Below are 22,285 nucleotides of genomic sequence, written 5' to 3'. Positions count from 1 at the left end.
GGGGAGAAAAATGGAATTCATAAAAGAATGGGTTACGAATATCATCGTCTTCATCCTCCTTGCGACCGTATTGGATATGCTGCTACCGAATTCAAGCTTTCAAAAATACACCAAAATTGTCACTGGTTTGATCTTGATTGCAATCATCCTGACACCTGTCATGAAACTTTTCACTTCAGATTTTGAAACAGCAATTGCTTCAATTGGTCAGATTGGAAACAATGGCCAGGAAAAGTTAAAAAGTTCAATAGAATTTAAGAAAAAAGAAATACAAGCATCCCAGCATGCATATATTTTAGAAACAATGGCTGTCCAATTAAGGTCGGCTGTGGAGGAGGAGTTGATGGAACAGCAAGGAATGGAAATTGCCGATATCGAAATCAAAGTAAATGAACAGGATCAGCGGACTTTCCCTGAAAACCTTCAATCCCTCAAAGTGTATTTGAGAGAATCCCAGGGTGAGGGTGAGGCTGTGGCAGTAGTAAGAGAAGTAGAAATTGATACCAATGCGCCCCTTCCATCAAAACAAACCTCTAGGAATATAGATCAAATATCTTCTCTTCTGTCAGAGAAATGGAATGTTCCTGAAACATCGATTCAAATCGTGATAGAGGGGGGGAAGGAAAGTAGTGGGCAATGAAAAAGGGCCAATTAATTGGCTGAAGAACCTGCTTGCAAATAAAGAAGGGCCTCCGGAAAAGAAATTAAACGGGAAATATCAATACCTTATTCTGGTTTTGCTCTTTGGTACTGCCATCATGATGATGGGGAACCTCCTCGGCGGCAGCAAACAAGACAATGGATCTTTGCCAGCCATGAAAACAGACGAATCCGAAGAGGACACTGCAGTTTTCGGCCATAAGAAATCAGATGGAAATGATTTGATCTCTGAGTATGAAAAGACATACGAGAATCAGCTCAAAGACATGCTTGAGGGTATCAATGGTGTAGGAGAAGTAGATGTATTTGTCAATGTAGACGCTACAGAAAAAAAAGTGCTTGAAAAAAACACGGTCATCCAGTCTCAGACAACAGACGAAACGGACCGTGAAGGCGGCAGGAGGAAAGTCGAGGACGCTTCCCAGGATGAGCAGCTTGTGATCATCCGTAATGGGGAAAAAGAAGTGCCAGTCGTCCTCGAAACAAAAAAGCCCGAGATAAGAGGTGTCCTTGTAGTGGCAAAGGGTGCTGAAAATATCCAAATAAAAAGGTGGATCATCGAGGCCGTCACAAGGTCCTTGGGCGTACCAAACCATCGAGTGGCAGTAATGCCAAAAAAAACAAAGGGGGATTAATAGATGTTACTAAAAAAGCAAACTGTATGGTTGTTGACAATGTTAAGCCTGGTGGTCGTTTTATCCGTATATTACATTACATCTCCAGAACAGCAGAAAGGTACGGATCTAGCTTCCTTAGAAGAAAAGAAGAGTGAAAATAAAGAAATGTCCACGACCCAATCGAAGGATGGAGCAACAGTGATTTCCGGGATTGCGAACGATGAAAAGTTCGAAGCCTTGCGCATGAAGGTTGAAGAACAAAGGACTAAGCAGAAGGAAGAGCTACAGACATTAGCCGCTACTACTGATTTGCCTGCAGAGGAACGGAGCGCTGCAATCGACAAAATGAATAAGCTTGATGAAATTTCCCAAAAGGAGGCGATACTTGAAACCCTGATTACTTCTCTTGGCTATGAGGATGCCCTGGTACGCGCAGATGGTGAAAAGGTTCGGATCACTGTAAAGGCGAAAGAACATTCTGCATCCGCTGCAAATGAAATCATCCAGATGGTAAGGACTGAACTTGGAGCTTTCCAGCTAGTTGCCGTCCAATTCGAACCAGTAAAATAACAAATAAGGCTGTTCAAAGGTCATCATATATGATCTTTGGCAGCCCTTTTTTATGGAAATGAACGAGTTCTCTTGAGTGACCAGGCCGGTGAGGGATGGTGCCCAAATGGGTGGTGGAAAAGGAAGAACGGGAACGATAGTGCCAAAACGGCGAGCGCTAATTAAAATAAGAGAGATCTTAAAGAGGTATTCCCGAAATAAGCGCCCCACTGATGAAAAAAGGCAACTATCTTATCTTGAGGAAGCCATCCACACAGCTTTGCACGGGCTACCGAAAAAGGAACTGACTGAAACGGATGGAACTGGAAGGATACCGAGTTGAAAAATCGTAAAAACGTTCTTTTATTTCAGTGATCCTCTTAAAATTGTTTTCATTCAACTTTAAGTTCACCATCTCCGTTTCAAGACTCATAGGCCAAGCTTGACACCCATAATGATCGTGCGTAGGACGGCAAGATCAATCATCATCACCATTTCTTATAACCGTTGCTAGAACTGCCGAAACAATGGTCGAAGAATCATCCAGGAAATTTTTTCTTCAGGGTCCTGCTAGTTAGAAACCCCAACTATTTCCCGAACCTTCAGGTTGTGAAAAATATGGATATCAAAGAAAAATCTTGGGAATCATGTCGTATGAATTCCCTTTTTTTTCAGAAAATATTAGAATGGGAAAGAAGGATGAGAATCTTTCTGATATATTGAATTTGCACATAGTATTATCGTATAGTATTAGTATCTAGTCTTAATTCTTAATATGGACAAGGGGTGCCCACAATGTTAAAAGTACAAGAAATTAGAGAATTGATTAAGCTGGTCGATCAATCGAGCATTGATGAATTTTCATACGAGTATGAAGGGTCAAAGATTAAAATGAAGAAGAATGGCGGTGCAAAGAATGCCGCTGAGTTTATGCAAGCACAGGTTCCATCTCCAGTATCTGTTGCTTCATCTCCTCAGCCAGTTCCTGCCGTGCAGCAAGCTGCCGTAGCGGAACCGAAGGCAGAAAACTCCGCTGAACAAGAAGTTAAGCAGGAAGAACAACCGGATACTTCAAACTTACATAAAATCGTTTCTCCAATGGTTGGTACCTTCTATCAATCTTCGTCACCGGATGCTGATCCATATGTGAAGCAAGGATCGAAGGTTACCAAAGATTCCGTTGTCTGCATCGTCGAAGCGATGAAACTGTTCAATGAGATCGAGGCCGAAGTGAATGGGGAAATCGTTGAAATCCTAGTAAAGGATGGCCAGCTTGTTGAATACGGCCAGCCTTTATTCCTGGTTAAGCCTGAATAAGGAGCGAATAGAATGATAAAAAAAGTATTGATAGCCAACAGGGGAGAAATTGCCGTCCGGGTTATCCGCGCCTGCAGGGAACTTGGAGTCGAATCCGTTGCCGTCTTTTCAGAAGCCGACAGGGAATCGCTGCATGTCCAGCTGGCTGACGAAGCCTACTGCATTGGACCAAAGTTATCCAAGGACAGCTATTTGAATTTCACGAACATCATCAGTGTGGCAAAATTGACTGGTTGCGAGGCCATCCATCCTGGGTACGGCTTCCTTGCTGAAAATGCCGATTTCGCGGAGCTTTGCAGGGAATGCAATATCACATTTGTAGGGCCATCGCCGGAAGCAATCCAAAAAATGGGAACAAAGGATGTCGCCCGGGAGACAATGAAGCTCGCAAATGTCCCAATTGTGCCTGGTTCCCAGGGAATCATCGAGAATACCGACGATGCCGTCAAGCTGGCGAATGAAATCGGCTATCCGGTCATCATTAAGGCGACTGCAGGCGGGGGAGGTAAGGGAATCCGTGTAGCCCGTTCTGAACAGGAACTGATCAAGGGTATTAATATAACCCAGCAGGAAGCCATGACGGCTTTTGGAAATCCAGGTGTATATATAGAAAAATACATCGAGGATTTCCGCCATGTAGAAATCCAGGTGCTTGCAGACGGTTATGGAAATACAATCCATCTCGGAGAACGAGATTGCTCGATCCAAAGGAGGCTTCAGAAGCTGCTGGAGGAAACACCTTCTCCTGCTCTCGATGGAGAAATCCGGGCAGAAATGGGCGAGGCAGCAGTAAAAGCTGCCCAAGCGGTTGATTATTCTGGTGCCGGAACAGTTGAATTCATTTACGATTACCGCAATCGCAAGTTTTATTTCATGGAAATGAATACAAGGATACAGGTTGAACATCCTGTAACAGAAATGGTGACAGGAGTCGATCTAATCAAGGAGCAAATCAAAATCGCTTCAGGCGAGAGACTTAACATCAAGCAGGAAGACGTCCAATTTAATGGCTGGGCGATCGAGTGCAGGATCAATGCCGAAAATCCTGCTAAAAATTTCATGCCATCAGCTGGTAAGATAAAAATGTATCTCCCACCGGGCGGTTTTGGTGTTAGAATAGACTCAGCGGCATATCCCGGCTATTCGATCCCGCCTTATTACGATTCAATGATTGCGAAAGTCATTACATACGGAAACAGCCGGGAGGAAGCGATTGACCGTATGAAAAGAGCTCTAAGCGAGTTTGTGGTTGAAGGAGTCCATACTACGATTCCGTTCCATCTGAAACTCCTTAATCATGAAAAATTCGTCGAAGGGCAGTTCAATACGAAGTTTTTAGAAATGTATAACATCATGTCAGAGGGATAAAAGGAGGTCAAGCCATGAGTGAATATCAGCATTTACTGGAGATGAGCTATGATGAGAACGGTCTTGGCAAGGTGGAGATTGCTCCAGAGGTAATCGAGGTTATTGCCGGTATCGCAGCATCCGAAGTGGAGGGTGTTACCCAAATGCGCGGCAGCTTTGCGGCTGGCGTAGTCGAAAGGCTTGGAAAGAAAAATCACGGCAAAGGTGTCAAGGTAGAATTAGCTGAGGAAGGCATCAAGGTTGACGTTTATTGTGTCATGAAGTTTGGTGTTTCCATTCCTTCAGTAGCTCAGGAAATCCAGGATAACATCCGCCAGGCACTTATGAACATGACGGCGCTGGAGGCTAAGGAAGTAAATATCCACGTAGTTGGAATCCAATTCGAAAACCAGAAGCCCGAAATGGAAGTCGAACAGGAAGTGTAATACATGGCCAAAGGCATTAAACTGGATGCCTTTGGTTTTTTTGCGTTTTTTTCAATACTATGCCAAACCCGCTTTTGAGTAAAAAGGTCTATTCTAAAATGCTTTCGCATTTCTATATATAGAAACTTCCAGGCGAGCAGTATCTTGCAAGGAAAGCTGGGGAAGTTGGCCTTGCATAAGCTTCCTGCAAGAAGGCAGGCGAGGAGTCCCACAACAAAGCATACCGCTGCCTTTGGAAAAAGTCCAAGAAACTCCTGCAGAAAAACGGATTATGATGGTATCAAAATGGATCTTTGAGATCAGTCCTTCTTGGCAGAGTAGAGCGGATATCAATATGCTGACAACTTTCGCTCCGGAGGTTACCGGGAAAAGCCTTGGACGTCTCCACGTGGAATCATATTTCACTTGTTTTGATTAACTTTTTCAAAAGAGTGAAAAATAATAGGAAACCATGCGTACAGAAGTATGATATGCTATTATTTTGTTAGAATCAGACAAGCCGTAAAGGAGCTAAGGACTAAATGAAAAGAAGAACAGCACGGGAAAAGGCATTGCAAGCCTTATTCCAGATTGATATAAGCAAGGCAGACACTGCGGATGCAATCGAGCATGTCTTGGAACATGAGCAAGGAGATGAATATTTAGACAAACTTGTCCATGGAACAGTCGGACATTTGCAGGAAATCGATGCTGAAATCAAGGGTTATTTGGAGAAGTGGTCACTTGACAGGCTAGCTGCTGTTGACAGGAATCTTCTCAGGCTGGCGGTTTATGAGCTGAAGTTTTGTGCGGATGAAGTACCCGCAAATGTGGTACTTGATGAAGCGATTGAAATTGCCAAATTATATGGAGATGACCAATCTAGCCGATTCATAAATGGTGTCCTGTCCAAAGTCAAACAGGGCATTTCATGAATAAGACAGGTTGGATCTTTCTATACAATTAAGGGGGAACATGTATGGCTGCTGTTATCATTGATGGAAAAGAAATTGCCAAAAAGAAAAGGAACGAAATAACACATCAGGTTGAAGAGCTGAGAAAACGGGGGATCGTCCCTGGTCTTGCCGTCATTCTTGTAGGAGATAATCAGGCATCCAGAACCTATGTCAACAATAAGCAAAAGACAGCCAAAGAGCTGGGGATGCACAATGTTTTGATTGAATATCCGACCTCGATCAGCGAGAAGGAGCTATTGGCCAAAATTGACGAACTGAACGAGGATCCAAGCATCCATGGAATCCTTGTCCAGCTTCCCCTTCCGGATCATATAAACGAGAAGAAGCTGATTGAAGCGATTTCTCCTGAAAAGGATGTTGATGGTTTCCATCCATTGAATATTGGCAGGATGATGACTGGACAGGATGCTTTCTTGCCTTGCACCCCTTTTGGAGTGATGGTGATGATGAAAGAAATAGGGATGGAGCTTTCAGGGAAGCATGTGGTCGTTGTTGGCCGAAGCAATATTGTCGGAAAGCCTGCCGGCCAGTTGTTTTTAAATGAAAATGCAACCGTTACATATTGCCATTCCAGGACAAAGGATTTAGCAGAGCAAACCAGGCAGGCGGATGTGGTTGTGGCGGCAGTTGGCAAGGCGGATTTGATTACGGCTGAGCACATCAAGCCAGGTGCTGTCGTAATCGATGTCGGAATGAACAGGAACTCGGAAGGGAAGCTGTGCGGGGATGTTGCTTTTGAAGAAGTGAAAGAAAAGGCGGGATACATTACCCCTGTTCCAGGCGGCGTTGGACCGATGACAATCGCCATGCTGATGTTCAATACCATGAAGTCAGCAAAAAACCATTTGAATAAGCTTCAAAATTCATCACGGTAAGTGAGATGCTGTCTATATCTTTTTATATTTTGGAACTCTGGATCCACTGAAGCTGGGTGACGAATCGAGATTCTGAATTTATAATGGATATAGGCAGTTTTTTTATTAAGACCAGCATTCATATCTGGTACTTCGAAATTTGTCCAGTCAAGGTGCCTGGCCCATTTCTTAGGCAAATTGTTCGGCAAAGGAGTTTAACATGGAACAGCAGCGTTATTTATCCGTCAGTGCTTTAACAAAATACATAAAAAGAAAATTCGATGCGGATCCCCATCTTCAAGGTGTTTATATTAAAGGTGAAATATCGAACTTCAAACAGCATTCGAGCGGCCATATGTATTTTACGCTTAAGGATGAAAAGGCAAGGATCCTTGCCATCATGTTTTCAAGCTATAACCGCACGTTAAAATTCAAGCCGGAAAATGGCATGAAAGTGCTGGTAAGGGGAGATATCACCGTATATGAGGGAAGCGGGCAATATCAGGTATACATAAAGGAAATGAAGACCGACGGAGTCGGAGAATTGTTTGTCGCTTATGAACAATTGAAGAAAAGCCTGGAGCAGGAAGGTCTTTTCTCTCCAAAGCATAAAAAACCAATTCCGAAATTCCCAAGGGCTATAGGGATAATTACCTCACCGACAGGTGCTGCGATAAGGGATATCCTGACGACGATCAAGAGAAGGTACCCGATTACGAAAATCATGATTTTTCCGGCTCTAGTCCAGGGAGAGCGGGGAGCTGAATCGATTGTCCGCGCGATCGAGCATGCGAATGACCGTGGAGAAGTCGATGTCCTAATTGTTGGCCGCGGCGGAGGCTCGATCGAGGAATTATGGTCATTCAATGAAGAGGCAGTGGCAAGGGCGATTTTTTCGTCTGCGATTCCGGTCATTTCAGCGGTCGGCCATGAGACAGACTTTACCATTGCTGACTTCGTGGCCGATTTAAGGGCGCCGACTCCAACAGGTGCTGCAGAACTTGCAGTCCCGCACATACAGGAATTGATGGAACGGGTGATGAATCGTGAAACCAGGATCCTCCGTGCCATGAGGGAAAAAATCGCCTTCCAGCAGGACCGCTACCAGCGCCTGATAAAGTCGTATGCTTTCCGTTATCCAAGAAAACTATACGAACAGAAGCTTGAACAGGTTGACAAAATGACCGAAGCTTTAAAGCGGGGGGCAGATAAGCTTTATTCACGCAAAGCCGAAGACCTGCTTGTTTTGGATAAACGGCTTAAACGCAGCCACCCGGAAGAATTGAAAAAGAGCTCTGCTGAAAAGCATGGAATGCTCAATCGGGCTTTGAACAGAGCGATGACTTCTATTTTTTCTGAAAAACAAAAAGAATATAATGCCGTAGTTGCGACTATGGATGCGTTGAATCCGTTAAAAATCATGGATAGGGGATACAGCCTTGTCTATACTGAAGATGACAAGCTGATCAAAAAGGTTTCACAAATCCAGACCAATCGTAAAATCTATGTACAGCTTTCAGATGGAAGGCTGCATTGTATCGTTACAAAAACCGAGGAGAGTGCAAAGGATGGCAGATGAGCAGAAACTAACGTTTGAACAGGCTATGGATCAGCTGGAGATGATCGTTGAAAAGCTTGAGGAGGGGGATGTTCCTCTCGAAGAAGCGATTTCCATTTATAAAAAAGGGATGGAACTTTCCAAGCTATGCCATGATAAGCTTAAAAATGTTGAAGACCAGCTGGCGCAGATCATAACAGAAGATGGACGGACTGAAAGCTTCTCCATTAATGAGGAGGAATAGTCTTGGCTAAAAGCGCACTTGAAATGTTTACTAACAAATACAAAAGGCTAGTCGAAGAGCGGCTCCATGAGGCTGTATCCGGTCTTGATACCCCCAGGAACCTTGCAGAAGCGATGCTATATTCGCTTGAAGCCGGCGGGAAAAGGATCCGGCCGCTTTTATTGTTCGCTGTGATTGAAGCATTCGGGAAAAACCCTGAAATTGGCAAGGATGCAGCTGCCGCAATCGAAATGGTGCATACCTATTCTCTGATCCATGATGATCTTCCGAGCATGGATGATGACGATTTAAGGAGAGGCAAGCCAACCAACCACAAGGTATTTGGCGAAGCAACCGCTATCCTTGCAGGGGATGCCCTCCTAACATTGAGCTTTGGCATGCTTGCCCGGATTCCTGACTCGATTGCCCCTGCAGATGTTAAGCTGTCTTTAATAGAAGGTTTGTCCAATGCAGCAGGAGCAGCCGGCATGGTAGGCGGGCAGGTGGCTGATATGGAAGGGGAAGGGAGGCAGCTCCCCCTCGAAGACCTGGAATACATCCATATAAATAAGACTGGAAAGCTGCTAGAATACAGTATCATTGCAGGAGCCGAGCTTGCAGGAGCCAATGAAGAACAGAAACAAATCCTTGCAAGATTCGCCTATCATATCGGTCTCGCCTTCCAGATCAGGGATGATATTCTTGATGTGGAGGGAAGTGAAGTGGTAATCGGGAAACCTGTAGGCAGCGATAAAGGGAACAATAAAGGAACATATCCAGCCATCCTCGGCATGGAGGGGGCAAAAGCGGCACTACGGGACCATTTGCATCAGGCTAAAAAGTCGGTTTCACACACAGGCCTGGAAGCTGACATGCTGTTGGCTATCACGGACTTGATTGGATTAAGAGACCATTAAAACCGGAAGCAATATTGAGGGTGGCGTGATTATATGGTATAATTTGCTGTCAGCACAACTGTGTTGGCGGCTTTTTTCTTACAATTTTGTGCTTTGGCTTGAAAAGAATGTTTTACTTAATATATGTTATTAATAACAACTTCTTAACAATAATGTTAAACAATACACGGAAAATAAGTCAGAAATGAAAGTGAGTGGTCCGGAATGGATCTTTTATCAATAAAAGACCCTTCCTTCTTAAAAAACCTTTCCATTAAGGAACTGGAAACATTAAGCGGGGAGATTCGGCAGTTTTTGATCGAAAAATTATCAGTGACAGGAGGGCATATCGGCCCAAATCTGGGTGTTGTGGAGCTCACGATAGCATTGCATAAATGCTTTGACAGTCCGAAGGATAAATTGATCTGGGATGTTGGTCATCAGTCATATGTTCATAAAATATTGACTGGAAGGGCATGTGATTTCGATACTCTAAGACAGTATAAAGGATTATGCGGATTCCCGAAAATGGTCGAAAGTGAACATGATGTCTGGGAAACTGGCCATAGCTCTACCTCCCTTTCAGCCGCAATGGGCATGGCGATCGCAAGGGACCTGAAAGGCGAGCATTCCCATATCGTCCCCATCATCGGTGATGGAGCTCTTACAGGGGGAATGGCCCTTGAAGCATTGAATCATATCGGGCACGAGAAAAAGAAACTCATTGTCATCCTGAATGACAATGAGATGTCAATAGCCCCTAATGTCGGTGCCTTGCACAACGTCCTTGGCCGTCTAAGGACTGCGGGGAAATATCATTGGGTCAAGGACGAGCTTGAATATCTTTTGAAAAAGGTGCCTGCGGTAGGCTCTCAATTAGCGGCAACTGCCGAAAGAATAAAGGATAGCTTGAAATATTTATTTGTATCCGGCATATTCTTTGAAGAATTGGGATTCACCTATCTTGGCCCAGTAGATGGACATAATTACGAGAATCTATTCGAGAATCTTAATTATGCTAAAAAGCAGGAGGGTCCAGTACTCTTGCATGTGATCACCAAGAAAGGGAAAGGATTTACCCCTGCCGAAACGGATAGGATCGGCACTTGGCATGGCACTGGTCCTTACAAGATGGACACCGGGGACTTCGTCAAGCCAAAATCCGCCCCGCCTGCATGGAGCAAGCTGGTCAGTGAAACGGTAAGGAAAATCGCCCGCACCGATAGCCGGGTAGTCGCAATCACCCCTGCAATGCCAGTGGGTTCCAAACTGGAGGGGTTCGCTAGTGAATTCCCAGACAGGATGATTGATGTGGGCATCGCAGAGCAGCATGCTGCGACCTTTGCTGCCGGGCTTGCAACCCAGGACATGAAGCCATTTTTAGCCATTTATTCAACCTTCCTGCAGCGTGCGTATGACCAGGTTGTCCATGACATCTGCCGCCAGAACCTGAACGTCTTCATCGGCATTGATCGAGCAGGACTGGTTGGAGCTGATGGAGAGACACACCAGGGCGTTTTTGATATCGCGTTTTTAAGGCATCTTCCGAATATGGTATTAATGATGCCTAAGGATGAAAACGAAGGGCAGCACATGGTTTATACAGCCCTAGCATATGATGAGGGGCCGATTGCCATGCGTTATCCTCGTGGCAATGGCCTCGGAGTGCCTATGGATGAAGAGCTTAAGGCACTTCCAATCGGGACATGGGAAGTCTTGCGGGAAGGTGACGATGCCGCCATCCTGACATTTGGCACAACCATCCCAATGGCTCTCGAAGCGGCTGAAACCTTGGAAAAGCAGGGGATTTCAGTCCGCGTTGTAAATGCGCGTTTTATTAAACCACTTGATGAAAAAATGCTTACAAGCATCTTTATGGAAAATATCCCGATATTGACTATCGAAGAAGCCGTACTCCAGGGAGGATTCGGAAGCTATATCCTTGAGACTGCACAGGAGCTCGGCTTCCATAAAGCCGAAATAGACCGTATGGGAATCCCGGATCAATTCATTGAACACGGTAGTGTCGATGAACTGCTGAGGGAAATCGGAATGACAAAAGATGATGTTGTTTTGCGGATCCAAAGGCTCGCAAGGCAAAAACAAAAAAGGGCGTAATAAATGAAGAACAAAAAGGAAAGATTGGATGTACTCCTTGTTGAAAGGGGCCTCGCGGATACGAGGGAAAAGGCCAAGCGGACTATCATGGCAGGACTTGTCTATTCAAATGAATCCAGGCTTGATAAGCCAGGTGAGAAGGTGAACAGTGACATTCCCCTGACCGTGAAAGGGAATGCGCTCCCATATGTCAGCAGGGGCGGACTTAAAATGGAGAAAGCCCTGAAGGTTTTTCAACTGGATATTACAGGAAAGACATTGCTCGATATTGGGGCATCCACGGGCGGCTTCACCGATTGTGCCCTCCAAAACGGAGCGAAAAAGTCCTATGCACTGGATGTTGGCTATAATCAGCTGGCATGGAAACTTCGCCAGGATGAAAGGGTTATCGTAATGGAGAGGACAAATTTCCGTTATGTGAAGCCAGAAGATTTGACGCGCGGAATACCGGACTTCGCAAGCATCGATGTCTCGTTCATTTCATTGCGTCTCATCCTGCCGGTTTTGAAAAAATTGCTGGCGACGGGCAGCGACATTGTCGCCCTGGTTAAACCGCAATTCGAGGCTGGGCGTGAACAAGTCGGAAAAAAAGGCATTGTTAGGGACAAGAAAGTGCATCTAGAGGTCCTTGAACGGATCATCCAGTTTGCGCTTGGCGAAGGTTATGATGTTTGCGATCTTTCTTACTCGCCTATCACTGGAGGCGACGGGAATATCGAATTCCTCCTTCACCTTCAATGGAACAATCCCAAAGAAAAAGGACAGCTCTTGTTCAGAACTCCTCCTCAGGATGTGGTTTCGGAAGCCCACCGCGAGCTGAAAACAAAACAAACCCATGAAGAATAGGCATTAAATGCCTATTTTTTTTTGGGGCAAATGCATGCACACTGTCCGCCTCCAGCTATTTCTTCCATCTCTGGCTTGCTTATCTGCGAAGCTGCGGTAATGGAAACAGTCCGGAAAAGTAAATGTTCCGGGCTGAGCCGCATTCTTATGACAACTTGGGGAGTGTCGAGGAAAATAACATGGAGGCAAAGTTGTTTTCGCGGCCAGTCTGCTCATATGTTTTATCCAAGCCGCATAAGCCGTACGACGTGATGTGTTGACTACTTTTCCGCAGGACTGGTAATTCTGTTTAAAGTAGAACAGGCGGAAGCGGTCACGGATAATTGCAGCAAACCGGTTTGTGGCTCCTTGGTATAAGGACTTGCTTAATAGGGAAGATCATGCATGTACCATACATATTTCGTTCGATGTTTTGTCAATTTCTTTCAAATCCTACTGACTGACAGCCACCAATGATTGTACAATCTGGAGAAATCGGCTAACATATGAGTATAAATATTTATAAGAAAAGATGTGTTGGATGCATTTATAGAGGTGAAAAGGATGAATAAAGGACAACGACATATTAAAATTCGCGAACTGATTGCCAGCAAAGACATTGAGACACAGGACGAGCTTGTTGACCGTTTGAAAAGTGCTGGTTTCAATGTCACCCAGGCTACTGTCTCAAGGGATATCAAAGAGCTGCACCTTGTTAAGGTGCCTTTGATTGATGGAAGGTATAAATACAGCCTGCCTGCCGACCAGCGTTTCAACCCATTGCAAAAGCTCAAAAGGGCGCTGGTGGATGCCTTCGTGAGAATCGACCATGCGGGGCATTTATTGGTCATGAAGACTTTGCCTGGGAACGCTAATGCAATCGGTGCATTGATTGATAATCTCGACTGGGATGATATACTTGGAACAATTTGCGGAGACGATACCATCTTGATCATTTGCCGTTCACCGGATGACACGGAAGTGATTGCGAATCGTTTCCTTGAAATGCTGTAAATGGGGTGACGGTCGCTTGTTAAATGAATTATCGATAAGCAATTTCGCAATAATCGAAAATCTGTCAATATCCTTTAAGAAAGGGTTGACCGTACTGACTGGAGAAACAGGCGCAGGGAAATCGATCATTATCGATGCGATCCATCTTCTAGTCGGCGGCAGGGGCTCCTCGGAATTTGTCCGCCATGGAGAAGATAAAGCTGAAATTGAAGGCTTGTTCTTCATTGAAGGAGAAAACCATCCATGTTACACGAAGGCATCCGAATTCGGGATTGATATAGAAGATGGCATGGTTGTGCTGCGAAGGGACATTTCCAGGAACGGCAAAAGTGTATGCCGGATAAATGGGAAGCTTGTCACCATCGCGGTATTGAGAGAAGTGGGTTCCACACTGATCGACATCCATGGCCAGCACGAACATCAGGAACTCATGGATGAAACCAAGCATATCATCCTCCTGGACCAATTTGGTTCAGAGGAAATTGAACCGGATCTCGCAGGATATCAGCAAGTATACAGGTCATTTGAACTGACACAGAAGAAATTGAAGAACTTAAGTGAAAACGAACAGCAAATGGCCCACCGCCTTGACTTGATTCAATTCCAGCTGGATGAAATCCAATCTGCCGACTTAAAAATCAATGAAGATGATGATTTGTCCGAGGAAAAACGGAAGCTTGCCAATTTCGAGCGGATCTTTGAAAGCATCCAAACGAGTTATTCAGCCCTGCAAGGTGAGCAGAAGGGACTCGACTGGATTGCGATGGTCATGGATAATATGCAAACTGCCTCAGAACTTGACCCAGCCTATCAGGCGGTGGCAGAGTCTGTATCCAACAGCTTCTACACTCTGGAAGATGCAGCAAGGACGATTCGGAATGAACTTGACTCTCTTGAATACGACCCGCAGCGCCTCAATGAAATTGAGGAGAGGCTAAATGAAATCAACCAGCTGAAAAGAAAATATGGCAGGACGATAGAAGAAATCCTCGAATATGCATCCAAAATCGAAGAAGAAATTGAGACGCTGGAAAATAAAGAGGTCCATATTGGCCAATTAGAGAAAGAGCTTGCTTCCCTGAAAAAAGATTTGCAGCTTGAAGCAGAGCAATTAACGGAAACACGTAAAAAATGGGCGAAGAAATTAACGAAACTTATCCATAAAGAACTTAAGGAACTGTATATGGAAAAAGCGATTTTCGAATTAAAAATCCAATCAGATCCAGATAACTTCCAAAAGAACGGTGTGGATAAGGTGGAGTTTTACATTTCAACCAATCCCGGAGAGCCTGTGAAGCCCCTGTCCAAAATTGCTTCTGGCGGAGAACTGTCGCGGATCATGCTTGCGCTTAAAAGTATCTTTTCCAAGCATCAGGGTGTTACCTCGATCATTTTCGATGAAGTGGATACCGGGGTCAGCGGTCGTGTGGCCCAATCAATCGCCGAAAAGATCTATAACGTCTCGACAGGATCACAGGTGCTTTGCATATCCCATCTTCCACAAGTTGCCGCAATGGCCGACACACACTTGTATATCGCAAAGGAAATCAGGAATGGACGGACGAAGACATCGGTGACACCGCTAACGAGGGACGAAAAAGCAAAAGAAATCGGCAGGATGATTTCTGGAGTGGAAATTACCGACCTGACAAGGCAGCATGCAGAAGAACTTCTGGAGCTTGCGCATAAAATGAAAGCTGTGACTTGAAAAGCTATCCATAAAGGGTAGCTTTTTTATTGTTATACAGGTTATAAATGCAACGGCTCGAGGCAAAATTAAAGATGTAGCCATTTCGATGTGTGTGTGGACAAGAAGCGAGGAGAGTGAATGGATTTGAAAAGTGATTTTCTCAGAAAATTAATTGGTGGAATTCTCCTTGTTTCATTAATTGCTTTAGGCTTTGCTAAACCAGTACATGAATACTTGTCAATTCCAGGTGATATAACCCTGTTCGAGGGTCAAAAATTTGATTTTCCGGCAAGCTCGGTATCTGCTTCTGCCCCGGAAGGGAATTCAAGCATAGCAGTTGAGCGAAAAGGAAAGCTTGTGGCTCTGGAAGCAAAAGAACCGGGAAAGAATGAAATGGTTCTGGAGCTTGCTGGTTTCCCTGTGAAAAAAGTCGATGTGAATGTTTTAAAGGACTTCAGGGTTATGCCGGGAGGACAGTCAATCGGTGTGAAATTGAATACAATCGGTGTTCTTGTGGTCGGACACCACCAAGTACAGGCGGAAGAAGGCAAAGTTTCTCCGGGAGAAAAAGCCGGAGTCCAAAAAGGTGATATCATCACTGAAATCAATGGCAGCCAAATTGAAAAACTTGCTGATGTTGGTGAAATTGTAAAAAAGGCAGGACAGGATGGCAAGCCTTTGGACCTCGTGCTGAAAAGAGAGAACGAAAAGATTAAAGCCCGTATCCAGCCCAAAAAAGATGTTCATGAAAGTATTTATAAACTCGGATTGTATATCCGGGATTCGGCTGCCGGAATAGGGACGATGACATTTTATCATCCTGAATCAAAAAAATATGGAGCCCTCGGCCATGTGATATCCGATATGGATACGAAAAAGCCGATTGTCGTCGAAGATGGGCAGATTGTCCGCTCCACAGTGACTTCGATTGAAAAAGGCGGAAAAGGCGATCCGGGAGAGAAACTGGCACGATTTTCTTCTGACAGGGAAATCATCGGGAATATTAAAAGGAACAGCCCTTTTGGGATTTTTGGTGAATTGAACAAAGATATTAAAAATGGCGTTTTTGATAGGCCGCTTCAAATTGCTCTTTCCCATCAGGTGAAAGAAGGGCCTGCAAAGATTTTAACAGTTGTGAACAACGATGAAGTGAAGCTTTTTGACATTGAAATCGTCAGCACGATTCCACAAAAATTCCCTGCAACAAAGGGAATGGTCATCAAAGTTACAGACCCGGAGCTCCTTGAAAAAACCGGGGGCATTGTCCAGGGAATGAGCGGGAGTCCGATTATCCAGGACAACAAGCTGATTGGCGCTGTCACACATGTTTTTGTGAACGATCCAACCAGTGGGTATGGTGTCCATATCGAATGGATGCTGAATGAAGCCGGAATCGATATTTATGAAAAACCGAGAGAACAAGCGAGTTAAATCATGGATTAAATGGCGGCAGCTGCCGCCATTTTTTGTGGATAATTCAAAAATATAAAGAAAATTCGACAAAACTCCATCATTCTTCTTGTCAACTGACGAAATAAGTCGAAAAACGAAGGAAACAAGAGCAATCAATAGAAAATATTGCATTTTCAAGAAAAAATTAAAAATAAGAGGAATTTCTGTTGCATTGTCGAATTAGTCATTTAGAATAGGAATTAGAGAATAAAAAATGTGATTATATCGGATTGAGGAGGAACCAAGCAGTGAACAAAATTAAAGTGAGCGTCGTTGATGATAACAGAGAATTAGTGAGGCTTCTGGAGGAATATATTTCTTCACAGGATGATATGGAAGTTGTAGGGGTTGCGCATAATGGCCAGGAATGTCTGGAAATGCTTGAAGATACAAATCCGGACGTCATGCTGCTGGACATCATCATGCCTCATTTGGATGGGCTTGCAGTGCTTGAGAAACTAAGGGATATGGAGAAGGCTATCATCCCGAACGTGATCATGCTGACTGCTTTTGGTCAGGAAGACGTAACAAAAAAAGCGGTAGAGCTTGGTGCTTCTTATTTCATTCTAAAACCTTTCGATATGGATAACCTTGCGGGGCATATCCGCCAGGTTAGCGGCAAGGCAAAAACCTCGGGCAGGAAGTCCTCTTCACTCAATTACGGAAGATCGAACACTGAGTCAAAGCCCAAGAATCTTGATGCCAGTATCACGAGCATCATCCATGAAATTGGTGTCCCTGCCCACATCAAGGGATATATGTATTTAAGGGAGGCGATTTCCATGGTTTATAACGATATTGAACTTCTTGGCTCAATCACGAAGGTTCTCTATCCTGATATTGCCAAGAAATTCAATACGACAGCGAGCCGTGTGGAACGTGCGATCCGCCATGCTATAGAAGTTGCATGGAACAGAGGAAATATTGATTCAATTTCTTCCTTGTTTGGTTACACCGTTTCGATGTCCAAGGCAAAGCCGACGAATTCCGAATTCATCGCGATGGTTGCGGACAAATTGCGTCTTGAGCATAAAGCTTCTTGAAAGAGTTAGGCTTGAAATCATCATAATATTTATAAAAACGAAGATCGTTTTTGTTATCAATGCTGAATGGAAGCATAGTGCATGTAACTCAGATTGAAAATAAAATTGCTTAACCTCCAGGCTGTGTTGAGATAATACTAATGGAAAATCCGGAGCAGGGAGTACCTCCGGGTGCCTAAGAACATTCCCCTGTGCTAAGTTGAAAGAGAGAGCATGGAAGGAAACAGAAATAGAAGATGATAAAAGGCCAATGACTGCGTTGGTCTTTTATTTTTACCATAGGCGCCATTGCGAGTTTGTGAAAGTCAGACCGGGTCAAAAGACAATGCACTTGGCGGCAGGACGGATGATTCAGGACTTTTCTCGCGGAACGGATTCTTTGACCATCCATGTTCGATCAAGAAAGCCGCTGGAGCCTTAATTTAACTTCCAAATTTTTTTGATAAAGGTGTGATTGCATGTGACACACATTTTCGCTCATCGTGGATATAAAGCTGCTTTTCCAGAAAATACAATGAAAGCATTTTCCGAGGCGGAAAAAGCCGGAGCGGATGGGATCGAGCTTGATGTGCAAATGGCGAAAGACGGCAGCCTTGTTGTCATTCATGATGAAAAAGTTGACCGGACAACAGATGGATCAGGTTTCGTCAAGGATTTCACTTTATCTGAACTCCGGAGACTGGATGCGGGATTCCATGGTGCCGATTCTGCAAAGGAGCCTATTCCTGCGTTAAGAGAGGTTCTCGACTGGGTATCCGGAACGGAATTGTTTTGCAATATCGAGCTGAAGAATGGGGTATTTCCTTACAAAGGGATGGAGGAAATGGTTGTTTCTATGGTAAGGGAATTCAATTTGTCTGAAAGGATCATCCTCTCATCCTTCAATCATTATAGCATCGTATATTGCAGCAGGATTGCCCCGGAAATTGAGATTGCCCCTTTGCTGGCAGAAGGGCTGTATATGCCATGGATTTATGCGGAGTCCATCGGGGCAAAGGGCTTCCATCCTCATTATCGGGCAGCAAAGGACGAAATCATCCTCGCTTCAAATGAACATGGGATAAAAATACGGCCGTACACTGTGAACAGTGAGCTGGAACTTGAGCGGCTTTTCAAGGTTGATTGCAGTGCTGTGATAACGGATGACCCGGTTAAGGCAAGGAAAATTAAAAGAAAAGCAAAACAGGCCTGATGTGTCATGGCCTGTTTTGTTTTTTGCTGTCCGGAATCCTGAAGATTGCCTGGACTTTATTCTTTTTTCGATCTCTGTGGAGAATGAACCCGGCCACAAAGCCTAAACCTGCAAGGAAAAAAACAAGTCCTGCGAGGAATTGGAGCCATAAGTATGGAAATGGTGACTGCAAAATGCCAAATACCATATCGCGCATCAATTTAATCCCCAATGCTGCGATAAATCCTGGTATCAGCATGATGATGAGTGCAATGATCCTTGTCATGGATGATTTCCCTTCGCAAATAAATAATTTCTTCTCGCCTAAATGATAAAACAATAACGAAATTTGTCAAGGCTGTCAAAAACATTTACAATGGACCTGAAGAATATTGCAGGCTATATACGCAAGGTGTGAAATATTTTTCCGGGTAATTGGAGGATAATATGCAAAAAATATTGATTGTTGGAGCGGGAAAAGGCGGGATGGCGATCCTTGACATATTTAAAAGGACAGCTGAAATAACAGCTGTAGTCGATCTCAATCCATCGGCGCCAGGAATCAAAGCCGCAAAAAAAGAAGGGATTCGAATTGGGACCGATTGGCGGCATTTCTTATCTGATGATCTTGATATCATCATTGAAGTGACAGGTGATGAGCAGGTTTTTCGGGAATTGCGGGATGCCCGGAGCAAGAACACTGTTTTGATCCCCGGCAGTGTTGCGTTCCTTCTGGCCATGCTCCTTGAAGAGAAAGAAGATTTAATCCAGACGCTGAGAAAGATTACATATGAACATAATTTGATTTTCAACTCGACAGGCGATGGAATGATTGTGATCAACACTGAAGGAATTATTACGCTGTTTAACAAGAGCGCCGAAAAAATCGTTGGGATACCAAAGCGGGAAGCAGAGGGGAAACACGTTTTGGAAGTCATCCCATCAAGCCAACTGCCCAGGATTTTGACGACAAGGAAGGTTGAGAATAACCAGGAGTTCGAGCTGGGTAATGGTTCGAAAATCATTACGACAAGAATACCGATATTGGATGCGGATGATCAATTGATCGGTGCATTTGCAGTTTTTAAAGACATAACAGAAGTAGTTGACCTTGCTGAGGAAATCACGGACCTTAAGGAAATCCAGACGATGCTCCAGGCGATTATCCATTCCAGCGATGAAGCCATTTCGGTCGTAGACGAGAACGGCCGCGGTCTGATGATCAATCCGGCTTACACACGGATTACCGGACTGAAGGAAGAGGAAGTCATTGGCAAGCCGGCGACAGCTGATATTTCCGAAGGTGAAAGCATGCATATGAAAGTACTGAAGACAAGACGGCCGGTAAGAGGCGCAGCCATGAGGGTTGGACCGAATAAGAAAGAAGTAGTTGTCAATGTCGCCCCAATCATTGTCGATGGAATCTTGAAGGGGAGCGTAGGGGTGATCCACGATGTGTCAGAAATCAAGAATCTCAGTCGGGAACTTAACCGTGCCAGACAGATCATCAGGACGTTGGAAGCGAAGTATTCGTTTGAAGATATAATTGGTCAATCCGAGGAAATGACTATTCCCATTGAACAGGCAAAGCTTGGGGCTAAAACGCCTGCAACTGTTTTATTAAGAGGTGAATCAGGTACCGGAAAAGAGCTGTTCGCCCATGCCATCCATAATGCCAGTGACCGCAAATTCAATAAGTTCATAAGGGTGAATTGTGCAGCCATCTCTGAGTCGTTGCTTGAAAGCGAACTTTTTGGTTATGAAGAAGGAGCTTTTTCCGGTGCTAAAAGAGGAGGCAAACGCGGTTTTTTCGAAGAGGCGAATAACGGCAGTATTTTCCTTGATGAAATTGGCGAGTTGCCTGCCAACACACAGGCCAAGCTGTTAAGGGTCCTTCAGGAGAATGAGATTGTCCGGGTTGGCGGTACAAAGGCTGTTCAAATCAATGTAAGGGTGATAGCCGCCACGAACATGAACCTGGAAAAAGGGATTGCCAATGGTAATTTCCGCGAAGATTTATATTACCGGCTAAATAGGATGCCAATCCACATTCCGCCATTAAGGCGCAGGAAAGAAGACATCCCGCTGCTGTGCGAAAGATTGATTCATAAGATTAATCAGGATTATGGGCGAAACGTCGAGGGAGTTACAGACCGGGCGATAAAAAAACTGATGGACTATGATTGGCCCGGCAATGTAAGGGAATTGGAAAATGTGCTTGGCAGAGCCATCATCTTCCTGAATTTTAACGAAACAATCATTGATGCAGAACATTTGCCTGATTTACAGGGAAGTGTGCCGAAGGAGTCACAGAAAAAAATGGACTCATTCCCGGTGTCCGAAACATTAACATCCCAAATGGAAAAGCATGAAGAAAAAATCATCAGGGAAACACTTAACAGGGTAGATGGCAATAAAACGAAAGCCGCAAAAATGCTTGGTGTCTCCGTCCGCAATTTATACTATAAAATAGAAAAGTATAAAATTGAAATCTTTAGCATGCAAAATAATTCATAGTGCGCAAAATATTGCAGAATGTTTTGTGGGAGAAATAAAGCGCTTTCATGTTTTTGATTTGGCACGGTTCTTGCATTATAAAATACTTGGGTGATGCGCCATTAAAGGAAAGGGTTGAAGGCAAACATGGAATTGGAATTGCTGCTTAAAAAGGCATCACAAGCCGGGAGAAAGACAGTTGCAGTTGCTGCAGCGGAAGATGCCGAAGTAGTGGAAGCGGTCGCAGAAGCAGTCAATCACAATCTAGCTGACTTCCTTTTATTCGGAAATGATGAAGAAATCAAGAGAATCATTTCATCGGAACATCGGGAACTGCTTGATCATGATGCGATTAAAATCATCTCTGCCCGGGATACTAATATTGCAGCGGAAATGTCTGTGAAAGCAGTCAAGTCGGACGAAGCAAATGTTTTAATGAAGGGAAACATCCCGACGGCTTCTATTTTGAAAGCTGTCCTGAACAAGGAATATGGTTTGAGGACTGGAGCAGTCCTGTCTCATGTTGCAGTCTTTGAAGTGCCAGGATACGACAGGTTCACGATTGTGACAGATGCTGCGATGAATATTTCTCCTGATTTGGAGCAAAAAGTGCAAATCGTGAAAAATGCAGTAAAGGTTGCTCAATCAATCGGGATCGAGTATCCAAGAGTTGCACCACTGGCGGCAGTAGAAACGGTCAATCCGGCCATGCAGGCAACTCTTGATGCGGCTGCCCTATCTATGATGAACAAGCGCGGACAGATTAAAGGCTGCATCATCGATGGCCCCCTTGCCCTTGACAATGCCGTGTCAAAGACTGCTGCAGAACACAAAGGAATCAGCAGCGAGGTTGCCGGAATGGCCGATATTCTGCTTGTCCCTGCCATTGAAGTTGGCAATGTCCTATATAAATCATTGATTTATTTTGCCAATGCAAAGGTTGGTGCAGTGATAGCCGGCGCAATGGCCCCAATCGTGTTGACGTCCAGGGCAGACACTGCCGAAAGCAAGCTGTATTCTCTTGCTTTGGCGTTATGCTCTGCATCAAAATAA

At 44.5% G+C, this 22,285-nt stretch carries 22 protein-coding genes; 21 read left to right on the top strand and 1 reads right to left on the bottom strand.

Annotated elements, in window-relative coordinates; translation table 11 throughout:
* The first annotated feature begins 10 nt into the window (after window positions 1-10).
* The 19 genes from spoIIIAF to JJQ88_RS10590 all read left to right on the top strand — a co-directional run bounded on the left by spoIIIAF (window position 11) and on the right by JJQ88_RS10590 (window position 18,757).
* Window positions 11-640, top strand: coding sequence for a stage III sporulation protein AF (spoIIIAF, locus tag JJQ88_RS10680; RefSeq protein ID WP_210365881.1), 630 nt, complete (start codon window positions 11-13; stop codon window positions 638-640).
* A complete protein-coding gene (spoIIIAG, locus tag JJQ88_RS10675) occupies window positions 630-1,295 on the top strand; it encodes a stage III sporulation protein AG (RefSeq protein WP_210365880.1) in 666 nt (221 codons plus the stop codon). The genes spoIIIAF and spoIIIAG overlap by 11 nt, the downstream gene beginning before the upstream one ends.
* A 3-nt stretch (window positions 1,296-1,298) precedes the next feature.
* Window positions 1,299-1,847: a SpoIIIAH-like family protein gene (locus JJQ88_RS10670; RefSeq protein ID WP_210365879.1), complete on the top strand. Its 549-nt coding sequence runs from the start codon at window positions 1,299-1,301 to the stop codon at window positions 1,845-1,847.
* A 106-nt stretch (window positions 1,848-1,953) separates the two neighbouring features.
* Window positions 1,954-2,169 carry a hypothetical protein gene (locus tag JJQ88_RS10665; protein ID WP_210365878.1) on the top strand — a complete coding sequence of 72 codons (216 nt, stop codon included), beginning with the start codon at window positions 1,954-1,956 and terminating at the stop codon, window positions 2,167-2,169.
* Between the two features lie 452 nt (window positions 2,170-2,621).
* A complete protein-coding gene (gene accB / locus JJQ88_RS10660) occupies window positions 2,622-3,143 on the top strand; it encodes an acetyl-CoA carboxylase biotin carboxyl carrier protein (protein WP_210365877.1) in 522 nt (173 codons plus the stop codon).
* A 12-nt stretch (window positions 3,144-3,155) separates the two neighbouring features.
* Complete coding sequence (gene accC, locus JJQ88_RS10655) at window positions 3,156-4,511, top strand: acetyl-CoA carboxylase biotin carboxylase subunit (protein ID WP_210365876.1); 1,356 nt, start codon at window positions 3,156-3,158, stop codon at window positions 4,509-4,511.
* Between the two features lie 14 nt (window positions 4,512-4,525).
* Window positions 4,526-4,936: an Asp23/Gls24 family envelope stress response protein gene (locus JJQ88_RS10650; RefSeq protein WP_210365875.1), complete on the top strand. Its 411-nt coding sequence runs from the start codon at window positions 4,526-4,528 to the stop codon at window positions 4,934-4,936.
* Window positions 4,937-5,457: 521 nt separating this feature from the next.
* A complete protein-coding gene (gene nusB, locus JJQ88_RS10645) occupies window positions 5,458-5,850 on the top strand; it encodes a transcription antitermination factor NusB (RefSeq protein WP_210365874.1) in 393 nt (130 codons plus the stop codon).
* Between the two features lie 44 nt (window positions 5,851-5,894).
* Window positions 5,895-6,767 (top strand): bifunctional methylenetetrahydrofolate dehydrogenase/methenyltetrahydrofolate cyclohydrolase FolD, encoded by an 873-nt coding sequence (gene folD / locus JJQ88_RS10640; RefSeq protein ID WP_210365873.1) that lies wholly within the window; start codon window positions 5,895-5,897, stop codon window positions 6,765-6,767.
* A 199-nt stretch (window positions 6,768-6,966) separates the two neighbouring features.
* A complete protein-coding gene (xseA, locus tag JJQ88_RS10635; RefSeq protein WP_210365872.1) occupies window positions 6,967-8,325 on the top strand; it encodes an exodeoxyribonuclease VII large subunit in 1,359 nt (452 codons plus the stop codon).
* On the top strand, window positions 8,315-8,548 hold the full coding sequence (locus JJQ88_RS10630) for an exodeoxyribonuclease VII small subunit (protein WP_210365871.1): 234 nt from the start codon (window positions 8,315-8,317) through the stop codon (window positions 8,546-8,548). Before xseA ends, JJQ88_RS10630 begins: the two co-directional genes overlap by 11 nt.
* 2 nt (window positions 8,549-8,550) lie before the next feature.
* Window positions 8,551-9,444 carry a polyprenyl synthetase family protein gene (locus tag JJQ88_RS10625; RefSeq protein WP_481748296.1) on the top strand — a complete coding sequence of 298 codons (894 nt, stop codon included), beginning with the start codon at window positions 8,551-8,553 and terminating at the stop codon, window positions 9,442-9,444.
* 204 nt (window positions 9,445-9,648) lie between these two features.
* Window positions 9,649-11,541 (top strand): 1-deoxy-D-xylulose-5-phosphate synthase, encoded by a 1,893-nt coding sequence (gene dxs / locus JJQ88_RS10620; protein ID WP_210365870.1) that lies wholly within the window; start codon window positions 9,649-9,651, stop codon window positions 11,539-11,541.
* 3 nt (window positions 11,542-11,544) lie between these two features.
* Window positions 11,545-12,387 carry a TlyA family RNA methyltransferase gene (locus tag JJQ88_RS10615; protein WP_210365869.1) on the top strand — a complete coding sequence of 281 codons (843 nt, stop codon included), beginning with the start codon at window positions 11,545-11,547 and terminating at the stop codon, window positions 12,385-12,387.
* A gap of 543 nt (window positions 12,388-12,930) precedes the next feature.
* A complete protein-coding gene (gene ahrC / locus JJQ88_RS10610; protein ID WP_210365868.1) occupies window positions 12,931-13,380 on the top strand; it encodes a transcriptional regulator AhrC/ArgR in 450 nt (149 codons plus the stop codon).
* 16 nt (window positions 13,381-13,396) lie between these two features.
* On the top strand, window positions 13,397-15,088 hold the full coding sequence (recN, locus tag JJQ88_RS10605; RefSeq protein ID WP_210365867.1) for a DNA repair protein RecN: 1,692 nt from the start codon (window positions 13,397-13,399) through the stop codon (window positions 15,086-15,088).
* 120 nt (window positions 15,089-15,208) lie between these two features.
* Window positions 15,209-16,501 (top strand): SpoIVB peptidase, encoded by a 1,293-nt coding sequence (gene spoIVB, locus JJQ88_RS10600; protein WP_481748295.1) that lies wholly within the window; start codon window positions 15,209-15,211, stop codon window positions 16,499-16,501.
* Between the two features lie 269 nt (window positions 16,502-16,770).
* Window positions 16,771-17,565 carry a sporulation transcription factor Spo0A gene (spo0A, locus tag JJQ88_RS10595; protein WP_210365866.1) on the top strand — a complete coding sequence of 265 codons (795 nt, stop codon included), beginning with the start codon at window positions 16,771-16,773 and terminating at the stop codon, window positions 17,563-17,565.
* 460 nt (window positions 17,566-18,025) lie between these two features.
* A complete protein-coding gene (locus JJQ88_RS10590) occupies window positions 18,026-18,757 on the top strand; it encodes a glycerophosphodiester phosphodiesterase (protein ID WP_210365865.1) in 732 nt (243 codons plus the stop codon).
* Between the two features lie 4 nt (window positions 18,758-18,761).
* Here JJQ88_RS10590 and JJQ88_RS10585 read toward each other — a convergent pair whose 3' ends face one another.
* Window positions 18,762-19,022, bottom strand: coding sequence for a DUF2627 domain-containing protein (locus tag JJQ88_RS10585; RefSeq protein ID WP_210365864.1), 261 nt, complete (start codon window positions 19,020-19,022; stop codon window positions 18,762-18,764).
* A gap of 161 nt (window positions 19,023-19,183) precedes the next feature.
* On the opposite strand from JJQ88_RS10585, the gene JJQ88_RS10580 reads away from it, so the two are divergent.
* Both JJQ88_RS10580 and yqiS read left to right on the top strand, forming a co-directional pair.
* Window positions 19,184-21,253: a sigma 54-interacting transcriptional regulator gene (locus tag JJQ88_RS10580; RefSeq protein WP_210365863.1), complete on the top strand. Its 2,070-nt coding sequence runs from the start codon at window positions 19,184-19,186 to the stop codon at window positions 21,251-21,253.
* Between the two features lie 126 nt (window positions 21,254-21,379).
* Window positions 21,380-22,285: a phosphate butyryltransferase gene (yqiS, locus tag JJQ88_RS10575; protein WP_210365862.1), complete on the top strand. Its 906-nt coding sequence runs from the start codon at window positions 21,380-21,382 to the stop codon at window positions 22,283-22,285.

This window comes from Bacillus sp. REN3 (assembly GCF_017912555.1).
Taxonomy (GTDB): Bacteria; Bacillota; Bacilli; order Bacillales; family Cytobacillaceae; genus Mesobacillus.
Note: the sequence above shows the minus strand (reverse complement) of the source record. Positions and strands in the feature narration are given on the sequence as shown.